18 protein-coding genes are annotated in these 16,472 nt (G+C 35.3%); 4 read left to right on the top strand and 14 right to left on the bottom strand.

Annotated elements, in window-relative coordinates; all coding sequences use genetic code 11:
* Positions 1-5 precede the first annotated feature (5 nt).
* From U5921_RS11525 to U5921_RS11500, 6 genes are all read right to left on the bottom strand, one after another.
* Positions 6-563: a hypothetical protein gene (locus tag U5921_RS11525; RefSeq protein WP_324823487.1), complete on the bottom strand. Its 558-nt coding sequence runs from the start codon at positions 561-563 to the stop codon at positions 6-8.
* A 50-nt stretch (positions 564-613) separates the two neighbouring features.
* Positions 614-1,411 carry a hypothetical protein gene (locus U5921_RS11520; RefSeq protein ID WP_324823485.1) on the bottom strand — a complete coding sequence of 266 codons (798 nt, stop codon included), beginning with the start codon at positions 1,409-1,411 and terminating at the stop codon, positions 614-616.
* Positions 1,401-1,838 carry a hypothetical protein gene (locus U5921_RS11515; protein ID WP_324823483.1) on the bottom strand — a complete coding sequence of 146 codons (438 nt, stop codon included), beginning with the start codon at positions 1,836-1,838 and terminating at the stop codon, positions 1,401-1,403. The genes U5921_RS11520 and U5921_RS11515 overlap by 11 nt, the downstream gene beginning before the upstream one ends.
* A 188-nt stretch (positions 1,839-2,026) precedes the next feature.
* Complete coding sequence (locus U5921_RS11510) at positions 2,027-2,398, bottom strand: hypothetical protein (protein ID WP_324823481.1); 372 nt, start codon at positions 2,396-2,398, stop codon at positions 2,027-2,029.
* Between the two features lie 285 nt (positions 2,399-2,683).
* Complete coding sequence (locus U5921_RS11505) at positions 2,684-2,899, bottom strand: hypothetical protein (protein ID WP_324823479.1); 216 nt, start codon at positions 2,897-2,899, stop codon at positions 2,684-2,686.
* A 10-nt stretch (positions 2,900-2,909) separates the two neighbouring features.
* Positions 2,910-3,503, bottom strand: a complete 594-nt coding sequence (locus tag U5921_RS11500) for a hypothetical protein (protein WP_324823478.1) — start codon at positions 3,501-3,503, stop codon at positions 2,910-2,912.
* A 417-nt stretch (positions 3,504-3,920) separates the two neighbouring features.
* On the opposite strand from U5921_RS11500, the gene U5921_RS11495 reads away from it, so the two are divergent.
* Positions 3,921-5,321 carry a helix-turn-helix transcriptional regulator gene (locus U5921_RS11495; RefSeq protein ID WP_324823476.1) on the top strand — a complete coding sequence of 467 codons (1,401 nt, stop codon included), beginning with the start codon at positions 3,921-3,923 and terminating at the stop codon, positions 5,319-5,321.
* A 162-nt stretch (positions 5,322-5,483) separates the two neighbouring features.
* Positions 5,484-7,574: a recombinase family protein gene (locus tag U5921_RS11490; RefSeq protein WP_324823474.1), complete on the top strand. Its 2,091-nt coding sequence runs from the start codon at positions 5,484-5,486 to the stop codon at positions 7,572-7,574.
* A gap of 222 nt (positions 7,575-7,796) precedes the next feature.
* Here U5921_RS11490 and U5921_RS11485 read toward each other — a convergent pair whose 3' ends face one another.
* From U5921_RS11485 to spoVAC, 5 genes are all read right to left on the bottom strand, one after another.
* Positions 7,797-8,477 carry a magnesium chelatase domain-containing protein gene (locus U5921_RS11485; RefSeq protein ID WP_324823472.1) on the bottom strand — a complete coding sequence of 227 codons (681 nt, stop codon included), beginning with the start codon at positions 8,475-8,477 and terminating at the stop codon, positions 7,797-7,799.
* An 11-nt stretch (positions 8,478-8,488) separates the two neighbouring features.
* Positions 8,489-8,830 carry a YraN family protein gene (locus tag U5921_RS11480; RefSeq protein WP_324823470.1) on the bottom strand — a complete coding sequence of 114 codons (342 nt, stop codon included), beginning with the start codon at positions 8,828-8,830 and terminating at the stop codon, positions 8,489-8,491.
* A 127-nt stretch (positions 8,831-8,957) separates the two neighbouring features.
* Positions 8,958-9,314, bottom strand: coding sequence for a stage V sporulation protein AE (gene spoVAE / locus U5921_RS11475; RefSeq protein WP_324823468.1), 357 nt, complete (start codon positions 9,312-9,314; stop codon positions 8,958-8,960).
* 12 nt (positions 9,315-9,326) lie between these two features.
* The gene (spoVAD, locus tag U5921_RS11470) at positions 9,327-10,373 is read right to left on the bottom strand and encodes a stage V sporulation protein AD (protein WP_324823466.1); all 1,047 of its coding nucleotides are present in this window, start codon (positions 10,371-10,373) and stop codon (positions 9,327-9,329) included.
* 18 nt (positions 10,374-10,391) lie between these two features.
* Entirely contained in the window at positions 10,392-10,868 is a 477-nt protein-coding gene (gene spoVAC, locus U5921_RS11465) for a stage V sporulation protein AC (RefSeq protein WP_324823464.1), read from the bottom strand.
* Positions 10,869-11,040: 172 nt separating this feature from the next.
* Here spoVAC and U5921_RS11460 point away from each other — a divergent pair, with 172 nt between their 5' ends.
* Both U5921_RS11460 and buk read left to right on the top strand, forming a co-directional pair.
* Positions 11,041-11,940, top strand: coding sequence for a phosphate acyltransferase (locus tag U5921_RS11460; RefSeq protein WP_324823462.1), 900 nt, complete (start codon positions 11,041-11,043; stop codon positions 11,938-11,940).
* Between the two features lie 17 nt (positions 11,941-11,957).
* The gene (gene buk, locus U5921_RS11455; RefSeq protein WP_324823460.1) at positions 11,958-13,037 is read left to right on the top strand and encodes a butyrate kinase; all 1,080 of its coding nucleotides are present in this window, start codon (positions 11,958-11,960) and stop codon (positions 13,035-13,037) included.
* An 80-nt stretch (positions 13,038-13,117) separates the two neighbouring features.
* On the opposite strand, the gene U5921_RS11450 is transcribed toward buk, so the two are convergent.
* The 3 genes from U5921_RS11450 to U5921_RS11440 are packed head-to-tail and all read right to left on the bottom strand — an operon-like array spanning position 13,118 to position 16,371.
* The gene (locus U5921_RS11450) at positions 13,118-14,380 is read right to left on the bottom strand and encodes an FAD-binding protein (protein ID WP_324823457.1); all 1,263 of its coding nucleotides are present in this window, start codon (positions 14,378-14,380) and stop codon (positions 13,118-13,120) included.
* 22 nt (positions 14,381-14,402) lie between these two features.
* Positions 14,403-15,203 (bottom strand): electron transfer flavoprotein subunit beta, encoded by an 801-nt coding sequence (gene etfB / locus U5921_RS11445; protein ID WP_324823455.1) that lies wholly within the window; start codon positions 15,201-15,203, stop codon positions 14,403-14,405.
* A 25-nt stretch (positions 15,204-15,228) separates the two neighbouring features.
* Entirely contained in the window at positions 15,229-16,371 is a 1,143-nt protein-coding gene (locus tag U5921_RS11440; RefSeq protein ID WP_324823453.1) for an acyl-CoA dehydrogenase, read from the bottom strand.
* Positions 16,372-16,472 lie beyond the last annotated feature (101 nt).

Below are 16,472 nucleotides of genomic sequence, written 5' to 3'. Positions count from 1 at the left end.
TATAACTAATCTCTAAGTGATTTGATAATTTCAGGTAAGCTATCACTGTTTCTAACAAGATAATTCAAGTAATTACAACCAAAAGGGGCTTGAAAGTACTTTTTAAGAAGTTCTGTTTCAAAACCACAAGTATCAAACTCTTCTTCTTCAATAGTTGCAATAATAGAATCTGTCAAATTATCTACAAGGAATTCTATTAAACTGGTACTATAACAACCTTCTACCTGTAGAGCAATATAATCAGACATGGTACTATCAAGGTATAACCCCTCAAGTTCAATACTTTCTTCTACAACAAGGTCTAAAATATTGTCTATAACTGAACCCATATCTTTAGCAACCAAGCTGTCATAAATCTCCCAAAAGTATTCCTTTTCGCAAAAGTTAAACCCATCAAAAAGCAGTTCTCGCAACTTAGCATTTGTATCAGAATACTCAGAAGTATTACAATTAAAAGCATACTTGGCAAAACTTTCAATATCTTCTTTATTAAACCTTGCAACACGTTTCTCTCTTTTGTGCTTTACTGCAATTCTTTCCTCTACGGTTTTAATCTTTCTCATGTTGTTAATCTCCTTTATATTTTTCATTTAATTAACCTTCTTTCTTATAATTAATAGTTATTCCTTAGAATGTTCTCTGCTGCTTCATAGATAAAATCCTCATGCTCTCTGTAGATATAATCCACCAAACTAAGAGAGTCTTTCACCTTGTACCATACTAAATCTTCAAAGTCTTCTGGTTCAAAACCCAAATCAGAAATATCAAAATCTGCCACTAAATTTGAAATGTGTTCCAAAACGTCCACTTTAATGTTAGCTGAAAAGATAGTTCCACCATCTATATCATCTGCCAAAGCATCCAAGAAATCTTCGATTAGTGAATCCCTATCCTCCATATAATCAAGGGTTTCTTCTAAATCTTCAATAGCAGCACTCACTATTGTTTCAATGAAGTCATAAGAGTAAAGAATCCATGTATGTACTAACCACACTTCCTCTGTACGTGCATCTTGCTGCCTACCATAAATATCAAGGGCAGTGTAAATATCTTCTTTTTTCACCCTTACAGGGGGAACAGGTTTAAATTTGTCAAACAGATTAAGCAACTCAAAGGCATCATCAACCTGCAGTAACCCATCAAGGAACTCCGTAGACCCTCTCTTACAAAGAGATTTCAATGCAGAATCCAATATAATAGCTTCTTGCTCGGTAAAATCCTTATCTTCTTTTGTTTCTACATACTCTTTCAAGTAGGCTTCACCTTTTGTTTTATACAACTCCAAATACATACCCATTTCCTTCTTTACCTTTTCAAAATCAACCTTTTTCATGTTTTCAATCTCCTTATTATTTAAATTTCTGTTATTAGTAGTGTTTTTCATTTCTTTAAGCTCCTTTTTAATCTTCATAAACATTCATGGACCAATTTTCAACAACTTCGTCATAATCAATGGTCTCATCAACCCCTGCTTCTACAACAACTTCAATGTGTTTACTTAAGGTGTTTAAGGTCTTATACTGATTTGGTTCATTTACCTTCAAATAAGCTGTTATATCATCACTGCCTTTTTCATCAAGCCAAGGTTCCCAAGTCTCTTGCTCTTCATTGTATCTTTCTACTGCATAAGCCAAAGTACAATCACTATCACCTGCATGACTTTCCTTTAAAGTATTACTGAATATTGTTGTTTCCCCCACCAATACTGCTTCATATAGACTCGATACAGGTATTGAATAGATATAAGGCTCATCCAACATATAAAACAGAATTACACGATATTTTTTCTCAACCTTACCCATTTCTTTAATCTCCTTTTCATTACTTGTATTTTTCATTTTGTTTACCTCTTTCATTTTTATTTCAAGGTTTTTTCTTGTTATGTTTTCAGTTTAACACCATCTAATTTTCAGGTTCTTTATTCTCGGTGTTCACCGAAATGTTATAACTCAATTTTTATAACACTAGATGAATTTAGATTTGTAACTTCGGTGTTCACCGAAAAATCGTCCTACATTTACCTCTATCACACATTCCTTAGGAAACAATCAGAAACTTCATAGATAAAATCATAATGGTTTTCTAAAAGGTACTCATGTAGCTCAGGTCTTAACTTCTGAATTTCACTCCAGTCTGACATGTCTTTTTTACTAAATTCACCATCTAACATCTCAACGTCAAAATTTAGAATAGAGTCTGAAAAGTATCGAGCTACATCATCTATAAAATGAGAACCAAAAGGTACATCTTCACCCGACAAAGCATCTGCAAACACATACAGAAAATTATTTACAACATTTTCTCTATCATCTATGTAGGTTTGACTTTGTTCTAACTCTTGGACAATAACATCAATCACCTCTTTACTGCTTTTATTTGGAATAAATACTTTACTCATTTTGAAATCTTCCTTTCAATTTTGATATATTTTATTGTTTATCATGCTTAAATCTTAGCATAGGTGTTTTCCCACTCGCTTAACTCTCGGTGAATACCGAAGTTGTTAAATTTAATTCTTAAAAAAGCAAATACCTTCAATTTGAAATTTCGGTGAACACCGAAATTTCACTTTATAATCACTACTTTCTGAATATATTTCTCATACAACCTCCAAACCTTGCTTTCATAAGTTTCCTCATATAAAATATCAAACATCTTCTTGTACATTGTTAAATCCTTATAGCTAATCTCTCTCCACTAAAGACATAGTAGTACTCTCCCAAACACAATATTTAAGAACTTCACATGCAGACTCATTAGGATTTAAGGAAAGCCAAAGCCAAACCTGCCTCCAAAAATCACCATTCTGTTCTTTTTCAACCCTTGATAACAATAAATCCAATACTTCTGTAATAATGTTCATATCAATAACCCCTTTAATTTGAATAATCTTGTTCATGTAAATCCTCCTATGCACTCTTTTTTATCGGTAGGTAAGTATAAACTGTTGCTACGGACAACCCTGTTATCTCTGAAATATCTTTTACCTTAAAACCTCTATTGCTTAGGTTCATCACAGTAGTCAGCAATGCTTTCTGCTCAAACCCCATATCATCATTTTGTCTAACAATTCTCTTGATTTTATCTGTATAAACCCCCAACATTCTTTCTATCTCTTTATAAGTACAATTTGCTTTATATAGGTTAATGACAGACTGTTCTAAATCATCCTCTATAATTAAATCTTCTCTAACTCTAACCACGTCCTTTACATCCATAAAGCCATAATCTCTAAAACCACCCTTTTTGGAATAATCAGTTACATAAGCTTCAAACTTGATTTTATCCCCAATATTAGAATCTTTACGGATTTTCAAAAGGTTCTTATTCACCTTTAACCAAGCATGATTAGTGATAGGTGTACCCTCTGAATCTCTTACGTCTTCAATTACAACAGTTGCTATTGTCTTGCCCGAATTTGGTTCAAAGTAATGACTCCATCTTTGTATTACACCCTCAAACTTATTTTCAGTTCCTACATAATTTACTAATGCACTTCTCATTGATTAACCCCTCGCTTTCTTTTTTCATATTTGTAATCGTTTAAACCATAACTCTTTCTGTCATTATTACTTTTTATCGTTTTTCTTTGCCTTTCTTTTTGAATTTTATTTTCTCTTTGTTTATGTATTCAGTATAAATTAAAAACATCAATTTGAAAAAATGCTGAATACCGTAAAAATCAACGGTATTCAGCATCTTAATTTGCCTTATTTTATTTTAGACCAATAATAACAAGGTTTGTTTACGTGTATATTCGTAAATATTTATATTTTACTGTTTTTTGTGTATTATAAGTTTTTTTATCTTATTTTTTACGGTTGAAAGCATATGGTATAGACCATTTACGTTTTTTATTGTATTGATGCTACTTTTATGTTAAACTGGTAAAAAAATAATTGCTAAAGTAAGGTGTCGATATGAAACAATTAAAAGAACCAATCAGTATCAGTAAGATGTCTGAAATTATTCGATTTTTAAAAAAATACAATGACTTACAATCAAATTTAGTAAATAAAAAGAAAAGATTGCCCGTAACCCCTGCAGAAGTTATAGACTCCTTTATAAACCATGCACACCTTTTTGCCAATTTAGGTAATCAATTAAAAGAATTAGAATTGTTTTTTCAAGAAAAAAGCGAACTACTTTCCACTTATCGAAAACTAAAGTTTGCTCATAAAGAAAAATCAACTTCAACAGAAAACTCTAATGATAACTATTCATACAAAGAAATCAGTCAAACATTTGACTTCAAAAAAGATATAGAGTATATATCATTATTTCAAACATTAAGTATGTATGTAGATAATACAGTTTCTTTTTTATCTTCTTATATAATAGATATAGTAAACCCTACTAAAAATGAGAAACGTATAATGAAATGGTTTGAAAAACTTTCCCCTTTACACACTGAAGATGCAGAAAAAGAAAAATCCTACATTATAACATTGAATATATTTGCACAAACATATAAAACAGACATACTAAAATTGACTTTTGCAATACGTGCAAATTATCTTTTAGAAAAGAAAAGAAAAGAAATTACCTACTCAAATTCTAAGAAAGGTACAAATATACCTCAAATCACTCAAACTTCTTTGCGAAACAAACTTGGTTTGAATAAATCAACAGTTAGTGATTTTTTTATAGGTAAAAAACTACCATCAACTGAGTATTTATTGATTATAGCAGACGAACTTGGAGTTACAGCTGATTCTTTAGTAAACCCTAAGGTTGAACTTAAATCATTCACAACATCAAACCCATTCAAATCCATCGGTTTAGATGAAAGAAGTTTATACTTATTAACATTATTAAAGAGCAAAGATTTTTGGGGTTCTAAACCTGATTTTAAAAAAGCTGATTTAATTCTTACAACACTAAATTTATTAATTAAAGACACCCTCACCTTCCGTAATACAGAAGAAGAATTAGAGGCATTTTTAAACCCCAACTCCATTCTGTATTTAATTGGGAGATTTCTGTATGAACATCTATCAACATCAAGGGAACAAGGCACTGTAACCATTGTCGATAATGAATACTTAAATAACTTACAAGATTTGTTACAGGTAGAGAACAAAGAAGATATACCTTTATCTTCATTTGAAACAATTATAAGTGATTTACTTCAAAGCATTTACACAACACAAAATACAGAAGAAGAAAGAGAGGATGTTTCCTCCATTCTTTTAGATTCTATATTTCAACAGTTGAAGAATACACTAAAAGAAAGACAAAAGGAATTAAATCAAAGTTTTAATGTTGACTACCTTGTCCAACAGCTTACATATGACGATGATATCAACACCTCAAATTAGTTTTAACATAGTGGTTATATTAAACAGTTCACTTGTAGAAATAAAAAGAAGGGGAGATAAAACGTTATCCCCTTCTTTTTATTGACTGATAGGTTTAATTTTTATATAATTATATATGCTTATTGTGTATATCAAGCACAATAAACTGAGGAGGACTTATCAATGAGTGTGAAGCCAATTAAAGTTACACTATATTATCGTGTTTCTACAACAGCAGAAGCACAAGAAGAATCTTTCAAAAACCAACCAAAGTTCTTCAAACTTTTACTTGGTACACCTGAGTATAAAAAAACCCACAAAGCAGTTGAAAAATTATATTGTGACTACGGTTTATCTGGTACAAAACTAAATCGTGATGGTTTTAATAAAATGCTTGAAGATGCAGGTTTAGTTGTTAAAATAGACGAGGGAGCTATAATACCTCACCCTTTATACCCTGATAGAAAGATTAAACAAAATACTTACACAACCTATGTTGACCCCAATAAAAAACCAAAATTTGAGGAAATTTGGTGTAAAACCACAAGTCGATGGGCTAGAAATATTAATGCTTATGATATTATATGTACACTAAGACTTGCTCAAGTGTATGTCTTTTTTTCAGACCAAAAATTAACCAGTAGGAACATTAGTCATCTACCTTTAATTCGTAATAGACTAAATGAGGATATGGCCTATTCAGAACAAGTCTCACGTACACAGGAAATTGCACTACTTCAATATATAGATGAAAACAGAGTACGAGGGAAAACTTACGGTTATATTTATCACAAAAAAGAAGAAGATAGATTACCTTACTACACTATCGACCCTATAGAAGGACCTGCTGTACAAAAAATATTTCAATGGTGTGTTGATGGTTTAGGTTATCAAAGCATAAGTAATGAATTAGCTAAGAGGAAGATATTTGCACCTAAAACAGGCGAACCTTTTAACACTTCTTCTATAAGTAAAATTCTACATAATGAAAAATATAAAGGATTTAATATCTCTGGTAAATATACTACTGGACCTCTTTTTGAAAAGCTAAATTCTGCAACTATCAGAAAAGATTATAAAGAGAGGTTAAAAGAAACTGCTGACCTACCTGCTATTGTCACACCCGAATTATGGGATAAAGCACAAAAAGCAATGGAAAAAAGACGTACTACACCTGAATCTAAAATAGGTTTAAATCTCCCATCTCATCCTTTTAAAGATTTACTTAGGTGTGGCACCTGTGGTAATCATTTTGTTTATGATAACAATAATGGTCGTGGGTTTTTTAAGTGCTCAACAAAAGCAACCAAAGGGGCATCTGTTTGTAATTGCAATAATCTGTTTCAATATCAACTGGATGCTTTCCTTGAAAGACTTATGAACGAAGATTTACACGGACTTATAATCACAGACTATGAAAATACCATTATCTCTTTAATAACCCTGTGTGAGGGTTATTTAAACCGTCTAAAGAACCCTTCTGCTTTAGATAATGCAGAACTACAAGAACTCAATTTAAAACTTCAAAGCAAGCTGGCAGGTCGAAATAAATTATTAGATTTATTAAGTTCAGGTGAATACGACCCTGAACAAGAGAAAGATTTTGATATTCGGATAAAAAGTGTTGACTCTGAAATAAAAGCTTTGAAGTTTGGTATCTCTCAATTAGAAACCCCTACATCAGATATGATTGAAAAACTAAACGAGTTGTTTAATTGTATTTTCTCCGAATTTAAAATTGTTGAAAATAAAAAAGAAAAGTACACTAAGGAAGAAGTTTTAAACCTTTTATCACAAATTCAAGTGTTTGGTAAAACTGAAAACATGCTCGGAGGTAAAACCCCTGATGTTATCTTAATACCTATCATACAAACAACAGAGATGGCACAAGGACTTATCTTAGCAGGGTATAGTGAGTTTGCTTATAAGTTTAGAAACAAACTACCTGATTACTTTGCACCTGAAACTTACACTGAAAAAATCAGACATGGTAAAGTCATAAAACAAGAATCATCACCTATACATCCTTTTGATGACCCTAATTTATCAGAAGCTGAACGATATGACTTGCTTGATAAAACTACTAAGAGTCAATGGCCAACAGGTCAATCAAAATATATTTTGAACAGTAATGCTTTTTATACTCAAACAGGGGAGTTAGGTTATGTTTCTGAATTAGGTTTTGAGAACATATCAATTATGCAACAAATCAAGGACTATGCTCAGAAATTGTATGACGAGTTCTTACAAGTAAAGGAACAAAACAATTATTGAGAAAAGAGATTAAGGATAAATCCTTAATCTCTTTTCTCTCAGTCAACTAACATTTTATAAGTTTAAGTATCCTCAGATACAACATCCTATTTTTACATATTTATGCGCTATAAAAAACATTGTAAATTTTTCAAATCTTAGATTTTTTGTGTTATACTATCTTTTGACAGGTCAATTTAAAGTTTTCACAACAGGCAAAAACCCCTTGAAATCAAAGGATTCCTAAACCATGAGCAAGCTAAACAACATAAGAAAGTCATGTGCTGCTGCGGCTGCTATTTGAAAAATGCGTTTTGCTGCCTCCTGTCCTGAAACATCTGAAAAATCAGCAGAATTACTGTGTTTATCCCTTCTCTTTATATCTTTGTTGCTGCAATACGGCTGAACCAATTTAAAATCAGATAAAAGCTCCAGCACCTCTTTTAAATGTTTTACCGGATAAATGGTTAAATGATCTACCAAAGAGATTTCATCAGCATTCTTTATCGGAAGAATAATTTTTTTAACGCCTTGTTCTCGTAAGCCAATTGCTAGCGGCAGGGCTCCCTGTATCGCATGAATGCTTCCATCCAAAGAGAGCTCTCCCAGAAAGGCAAACTTTTGTGCATTTTCTTTTTTTATTACATCTAACGCACTTAATACACCAACAGCAATGGGCAGATCAAAATGTGTTCCTTCTTTTCTAATACCAGCGGGAGATAAATTAACTATGATACGTTTGGCCGGAAAAGTGCATCCAATATTTGAAATGGCAGCACGTATTCGATCTTTTGCTTCTCTTACCGAAAGATCAGGCAAGCCAACTATATTCCATACAGGCAGTCCCAATGAAATATCCGTTTCTACATAAATTAAATCCGGCTGTAACCCGTAAAGAGATGCTGTTTTTATCTTAGAATACATTAATTTCCTCCTTAAAAAGCATTCTTAATGTGACGTAAATAAATTTTTTTATCTAGAAGTAATAACTCGATAACATCAATTCGAAGTTCATAGTTATTTAATTTTCGATTCATCAAATAAACTTGAATAGATTTATGTATGTGTTTTTGCTTTTTCTTTGTAATCGATTCACAGGGTTCTCCAAATTGAAGACTTCTCCTCGTCTTTACCTCAACAAAACAGATCTGTTTTTCTTTTTGAACGATCAAATCCAATTCTCCAAATCTGCATGTATAATTTTTATCTAATATCCTATACCCATTTTTTAATAAGTAAGAAGCTGCTGTCTCTTCTCCCCATTTCCCAAGCTTCATGAACCGACCTCCAATTTTACATTATTTACCATTTTATCACAATTTACATAAATTTCAAGTTGTAATTATAGATATAAACAAAGAAAATACCTGCAGGCTTGTCTGAATAACCACCTGCAGGCTTCTATTAACGTATCGATTTCGGAGAAAAAATAACAGCAATCAAATAGCCAAAGCAGATAGCCGCCGCAACACCTGCAGCAGTAGCTATGACTCCTCCTGTCAAGGCTCCCATTAATCCACCTGTTTCTACCGCCTCAATTGCTCCTTTTGCTAATGCATATCCAAATCCCGGCAACGGAACCGTAGCTCCACTTTTCCCAAAATCAACGATAGGCTGGTACCAACCCAATCCGGTTAATATCGCACCGCCTACCACAAAAATAACTAAAATTCTCGGTGCCGTTAATTTTGTAGTATCCATCAATATCTGTCCAATAACACATATAATTCCCCCGGTAATAAAAACATTCAAATACTCCATTTTTCCCTCCTGCTATCTTCCTTCTACCGCAACAGCATGTGCAATTCCAGGAATAGACTCTCCCTGTTGTGAGCTAATTGTAGAAAGCAAAGCACCAGTGGAAATCAGCAACGCTTTTTTAATTTTACCCTGTCGCATTTCTTTGAAAATATGACCTGAAAAAATCGAAGCGGAGCATCCGCACCCGCTGCCTCCACTGTGTACATCCTGATCTTTATTAAATATCATTACGCCACAGTCATCATAAACTGCATCTAAATTAATATTTTCTTTCTTTAGCAAATCAATTACAATTTGTTTTCCGACAATTCCTAAATCACCGCTCAATATTACATCATAATAAGAAGCTTCTCTCCCTGTATCCTTTAAATGCTGAAAGATGGTATCCACGGTTGCCGGCGCCATCGCTGCTCCCATTTGATTCGCATCTTTTATCCCCGCATCCACGATTTTTCCAACAGTTGCATGAGTAACAACCAAATTCTTCGCAGGTTCTCCGCCTATCATCTGCTCGCCATCTCTTATTTGATTAGAAAGAATCATGCTTCCTGCTCCAGTTACGGTCCACTGTGCAGAAGGAGGCCTTTGATTCCCATGCTCTAAAGGCATTCGGAACTGGCGCTCCGCAGTACAATAATGACTGGAGGCTGCTGCAACGATATTCTTTGCATAGCCTCCATCTATTAAAACAGCCCCTAAAATAAGGGATTCTGTCATGGTGGAACAGGCTCCGTAAAGCCCTAAAAAAGGAATTTGTAAATCTCTAGCCATAAATGAGGAAGACATCAGTTGATTAATTAAATCTCCGCTTAATATTGTATCTAATTCCTCTTTTGTTTTTCCTGAATTTTGTAACGCTAATAGTATCGCTTTTTTTAATATCTTACTTTCTGATTTTTCCCATGTTTTTTCTCCGTAAGTATCTTCTTTTAAAATCACATCAAACCATTTGCTCATTGGACCTTGTCCTTCTTTTTTTCCCACTACAGCTGCTGCTCCAATAATATTTGGTTCATTGTGAAAAACAAAGGTTTGCTTACCAATTTTATTTTCCTGCATCTCACTTCTTCCTTTCTATCATAGATTGATCATATAATAAATCAATCCGATCACGACGGATGTAGAAATTCCGCAAACCAAAACTGGACCTGCAAGACTGAATAATTTTGCCCCTACACCCAGTACAATGCCCTCTTTTTTATATTCAATAGCAGGTGCTACCATAGAATTTGCAAAACCTGTGATCGGCACAATAGAGCCTGCTCCTGCAAACTTTCCGATCGTATCATATACACCCAATCCTGTCAAAAGCTGTGCACTGCAAATTAAAAATACAGTTACAAATGTCCCAGAGTCTTTTTCGGAATATCCACGCTTCATCAGCAAGGACTGCACATAAAATGCTGCGATACATATCATTCCTCCGACAATAAACGCTTTTAATGAATTCATAAAGTATTTTGGTTTTGGAGTAAACTGCTTTACATATTTTTCGTATTCCTTTGCCTGTCTTTTTTTTGCTTCCTTTTTTTGATTTTCATTTTTATTCCCCAATTTAAAAAACACTCCTTCCTTTCTGTTTATTCTTTCCTTTAAAGAAAAAATAAACATACATTTTTGAAAAATAATATTTCCAATTTTATGTACAATTGATCCATGCTTTTTATTGAAAACAAGTTCATTCTATGAAATAATAAGAATATATTTCTTTGAAAGGAGTTTTTTTATGTATTATCGATATTCTGAAATTCGCGATGCTTTAAAAGCGGGTGCCTGCGCAAAGATTGCTGTTGCCGCCGCGGAGGACAAGGAAGTCTTAGAAACAATAAAACAAGCTTATGAGCTGCAGATTGCAGAAGCCATTTTAATCGGCGACAAAACAAAAATTAAAGCAATCAAGAATGAAATTGGATTTTCCCAAGAGGTAGAAATTATCGATGTAAAAGATGAAAAAGAAGCTGCCCTTTCTGCAACAAAATGTGTACATGACGGAAAAGCTGACATTCTTATGAAAGGTCTCGTTAACAGCAGTATTTTTCTGAAAGCCGTTTTAAATGAGGAAGTCGGACTCAGAACCGGTAAACTCTTATCGCATTTAGCTGTTTTTGAAATTCCTGGATTTAAAAAATTAGCTTATTATACAGATGGCGGCATGAATACATTTCCAGATCTGAATGCCAAAATACAAATCCTCAGTAATGGAATTGAAGCACTCCACGCATTAGGGACTCCGTGCCCAAATGTCGCCCTTTTAACAGCAAATGAAATGGTAAATCCCAAAATGCCTGCAACGGTAGATGCTGCAAAACTAGTGGCACTTTCTAAGGAAGGAAATCTCCCAAAGTCAGTCATTGAAGGCCCAATTGCGCTAGATGTTGCCCTTTCGAAAGAAGCGGCACTGCATAAAAAAATTAAAAGTGCCGTTTCCGGAGAAGTAGACCTATTTCTTGTTCCCAATATTGAGGCTGGAAATATGGTGGGAAAGGCACTTATGTATTGTGCTGGGGCAAAGATGGCAGGTGTCGTACTTGGCGCCGCTAATCCAATTGTAATGACTTCTCGTGCTGAAAATGCAGAGGGAAAACTAAATTCGCTGGCACTTGCATGCATCATGCAAAAAAAATAAGAAGGAGACAAAATACAATGGGATATAAAATTCTGGTTATTAATCCTGGCTCAACTTCAACAAAAGTAGCATTCTTTGAAGAAAAAACCTGCTTGTTCGTGGAATCTCTAAATCATTCAGCAAATGATTTAGCTGATTTTGATGAGATTCCCGATCAACTCGGCTTTCGTACTCAAATCGTTTTAGACATGATAAAAAAACATAATCTGAATTTAAAAGAATTAAATGCAATTGTTGGCAGAGGCGGCCTTCTTCCCTTTGTACACGCTGGAGGCTATCTGGTCAATGAAACAATGAAAAAGCGAATCATAGACGGCCCGATCTCCGAACACGCATCCAATTTAGGTGCAATCATTGCTGAAGCAATCGCTTCTCCATTAAATATTCCCGCTTACATCTATGATTGTGTCGGGTCAGATGAATTTAAGGACATAGCCCGTGTAACCGGTGTTCCCGATATTAAAAGAGAAAGTCTTTGCCACGTATTAAACCAAAAAGCAATCGGGCGGAAGGTTGCAGAAAAACATGGGAAAAAGTACAGTGATTTGAATGTAATCGTCGCACATCTCGGCGGCGGCTTTTCTGTCGGTGCACATGAAAAAGGACGAATTGTCGATTGTGTTCGTGATGATGCCGGTGCTTTCTCACCAGAACGTTCCGGCAGCGTTCCGCTTTTATACGTAATTGATATGTGTTACTCCGGTAAATACACAAAGCGAGAAATGACTCGAAAAATTCGGGGAATGGGAGGCCTGCAAGCTCTTTTAAATACAAAGGACTGTCGTGAAGTTGAAAAGATGATTGCGGATGGAGATCAATATGCTGAATTAGTCTATCATGCAATGGCTTATCAAGCTGCTAAGAGTATCGGAGAAATGTCTACTGTATTAGAAGGCAACATCGATTTTATTATTCTCACTGGCGGAGCCGCCTATTCAAAACTTCTAACCGGATTGATTGCAAAACGTGTTAAATTTATGGCTCCGGTGGAAATTGTTCCCGGCGAAGATGAAATGGAATCGCTCGCCCTTGGAACGCTTCGCATTCTGAAGGGTGAAGAGACAGCCGCAGAATATATAGAACCGCAAAATAAATAATAGAATAGATAACACAAAAACAGAGCGCTATGCGCTCTGTTTTTTATCAGATTTTAAATCTAATCTTATTTTGGGAAGCATTATAATGCTTCTATATTATCCCACTCTTCCATAATCTGAGGAATTACCTTATAAAGGTCACCCACAATACCATAATCAGCTACGCTGAAAATAGGAGCATCTGGATCTTTGTTAATTGCAATAATAATATCAGAAGACTGCATACCAGCTAAATGCTGAATGGCTCCGGAAATACCACAAGCAAAGTAGACTACAGGTTTTACAGTCGTACCAGTCTGTCCTACCTGATGAGAGTGATCAATCCAGCCATTGTCTACGCAAGCACGGGAAGAACCAACAACTCCGCCAACCTTATCAGCAAACTTCTTAATTAAATCAAAACCTTCTGGACCGCAAAGACCACGCCCGCCGGAACAAATGAATTCAGCATCAACTAAAGATACTTTTTCTTTTGCTTCCTTAACAATGTTAATCACCTTTGTTCTGATATCGGAATCTGCAATCTTTACATCAACCTTAACCAGTTCTCCGTTAGCCTTTGGATCTCTTTCTCTCTTAGACATTACTCCAGGTCTTACAGTTGACATCTGAGGTCTTGTCTTAGGGCAGATGATGGTAGCCATCAAGTTACCGCCGAATGCAGGACGAGTCTGCTTTAAGCCTGTATCCGTATCGTTAGGGTCTAAAGAAGAAGTATCTAAAGTTGTATTTTTATTGCAATAGTCAATATAGCTAGAAACCTTTACATCAAGCTTTGTACAGTCAGCAGTTAAACCAGTGTTTAATCTAGCTGCTACACGTGGAGCTAAGTCTCTACCAATATGAGTTGCACCGTAAAGAACGATTTCCGGCTTGTACTCATTGATTGCATCAACGATAACCTTCGTATAAGCATCGGTTGTAAAGTTCTCTAATTTAGCATCTTCTAATAAATAAACTTTGTCAGCACCATATTCGTAGCACTCTTTTGCTAAATGCTCAACTTTGTTACCCACTAAAACTGCACAAACCTGTGTATCATCGCTGATCTCTCTGGAAAGTCTATGACCTTCACCAAGTAATTCACGAGCAACGCCCATCAATTCGCCTTGTCTTTGTTCAGCGTATACCCAAATATGCTTATATGCAGATAAGTCTACTACTTCTTCATCTACAGTCTTTTCAATTGCCTTGAATGGGCATGCACTGACACAAGCGCCGCAAGCTGTACATTTTTCATTGATGACAGCAATTTTTCCATCCATATCAATTGCTTGGAACGGACATGCTTTGATACACATTTTGCATCCTCTGCAAAGGTCCTTTATAACTTTAATTGCCATTTTATATTTCCTCCTTCTTTAATTAGATAAGATGCTTCGCCTTTAAATGAGTTAAAAGCACTTTTGCCTGTTCTTTTACACTGTCGCCTTCAATCATAATACCTTTTCCCTTTGGCGCCGGTGTAAAGGAACGGTATACATTTGTTGGAGATGCTTCAAGACCTACAGTTTTTAAGTCTACCTCAATGTCTTTTGCATTCCAAACTTTGATGTCTGCATCTGCGCTGCAAGCATCTACAATACCGCCAATTGACATGTATCTAGGAGAGTTTAATTCTTTAATTGCCGTCAACATGCAAGGAGTCTGGATTTCAATTTCTTCATATCCATCTTCTAACTGTCTCTTAACTTTAATGTCCTTTAAATTTTTTGCAATTTCGAACTCAGTTACATAAGTAACCTGAGGTAAATCTAGTTTTTCAGCAATCTGCGGTCCTACCTGAGCGGTATCTCCGTCAATTGCCTGACGTCCAGCAAAAATCATATCGAAAGGACCCATCTTTGCAATTGTAGCAGATAATGCGTTGGAAGTTGCCCAAGTATCAGAACCACCTACTGCTCTGTCACTGATCAATACCCCTTCATCTGCACCCATTGCTAAGCATTCAATCAGCATGTCTTTAGCCTGTGGTGGTCCCATTGTTACTACAGATACTGTAACATCCGGGTTGTTGTCCTTAATTCTTAAAGCCTCTTCCAATGCATTTGCATCATCTGGATTCAAAATGCTTGGAACGCCATCTCTTATGATAGTTTTCTTAACCGGGTCGATTCTTACTTCACTCGTATCCGGAACTTGCTTTGCACAAACAATAATTCTCATTGTATATTTCCTCCCTCTGATTTATTTACTTAAAGACTTCGCCAGCGATTACCATCTTCTGTACTTCAGAAGTACCTTCATAGATCTCAGTAATCTTAGCATCTCTCATCATACGTTCTACCGGATAATCCTTTGTATATCCATAACCACCATGGAACTGTACGCACTTAGTTGTTACATACATAGCAGTTTCTGCTGCAAATAATTTAGCCATAGCAGCATTTACACTATACTTCATATGCTTATCTTTCTTGTTTGCTGCTTCATAAATCAGAAGTCTTGAAGCTTCGATTCTTGTCTTCATATCAGCCATTTCAAACTGAAGTGCCTGCATTTTGGAAAGGCTCTTTCCAAACTGCTTTCTAGCTTTCATATATTCAACGGTTACATCAAATGCTCCCTGCGCAATGCCAAGAGCCTGAGAGGCAATACCGATACGACCACCATCTAATGTTGACATCGCAATTTTAAATCCGTCACCAATTTCACCAAGCAAATTTTCCTTCGGAACAACGCAATCTTCAAAAATTAACTCTGTTGTAGAAGAAGCACAGATACCTAGTTTATCTTCTGTTTTTCCGATAGAGAATCCTTTAAATCCTTTTTCTACGATGAATGCAGAGATACCGCCTCTGGTTCCTTTTGACTTATCTGTCATAGCCATTACGATAAAAGTATCAGCAAATCCACCATTTGTAATAAATACTTTACTTCCATTTAGTAACCAGTGGTCGCCCATGTCAACAGCTTTTGTCTGCTGTCCAGCAGCATCTGTACCAGCGTTTGGTTCTGTTAAACCAAATGCACCAAGAGCTTCACCCTTAGCAAGAGGTACTAAATATTTTTGTTTCTGCTCTTCTGTACCGTAGTTCCAGATCGGCCATCCACAAAGGGAAGTATGAGCAGAACAGATAACGCCTGTTGAACCGCATACTCTGGAAAGTTCTTCAACTGTGATCGCATAAGCAATATGATCGCTTCCTGCACCACCGTATTCTCTTGGGAATGGTACTCCCAGCAAACCGTAGTCAGCCATTTTTTTTACTGTTTCAACAGGAAATCTATGCTCTGCATCAATTTCAGCAGCAAGCGGTTCCACTTCATTAACAGCAAACTCTCTTACCATTTTTCTTACAAACTCTTGTTCTTTCGTTAATTGAAAGTTCATGTCTATGCCTCCTTATTATTATTTAACAGGTCCACCTTTTTGCAGGTTCATATGCTGTTTCGTCTATTGTTACATAATTAACAGCGTACAATACTAGTAAA

This window comes from Sinanaerobacter sp. ZZT-01, assembly GCF_035621135.1.
Lineage (GTDB): Bacteria > Bacillota > Clostridia > Peptostreptococcales > Anaerovoracaceae > IOR16.
This window is presented reverse-complemented; position numbering and strand designations above follow the sequence as displayed.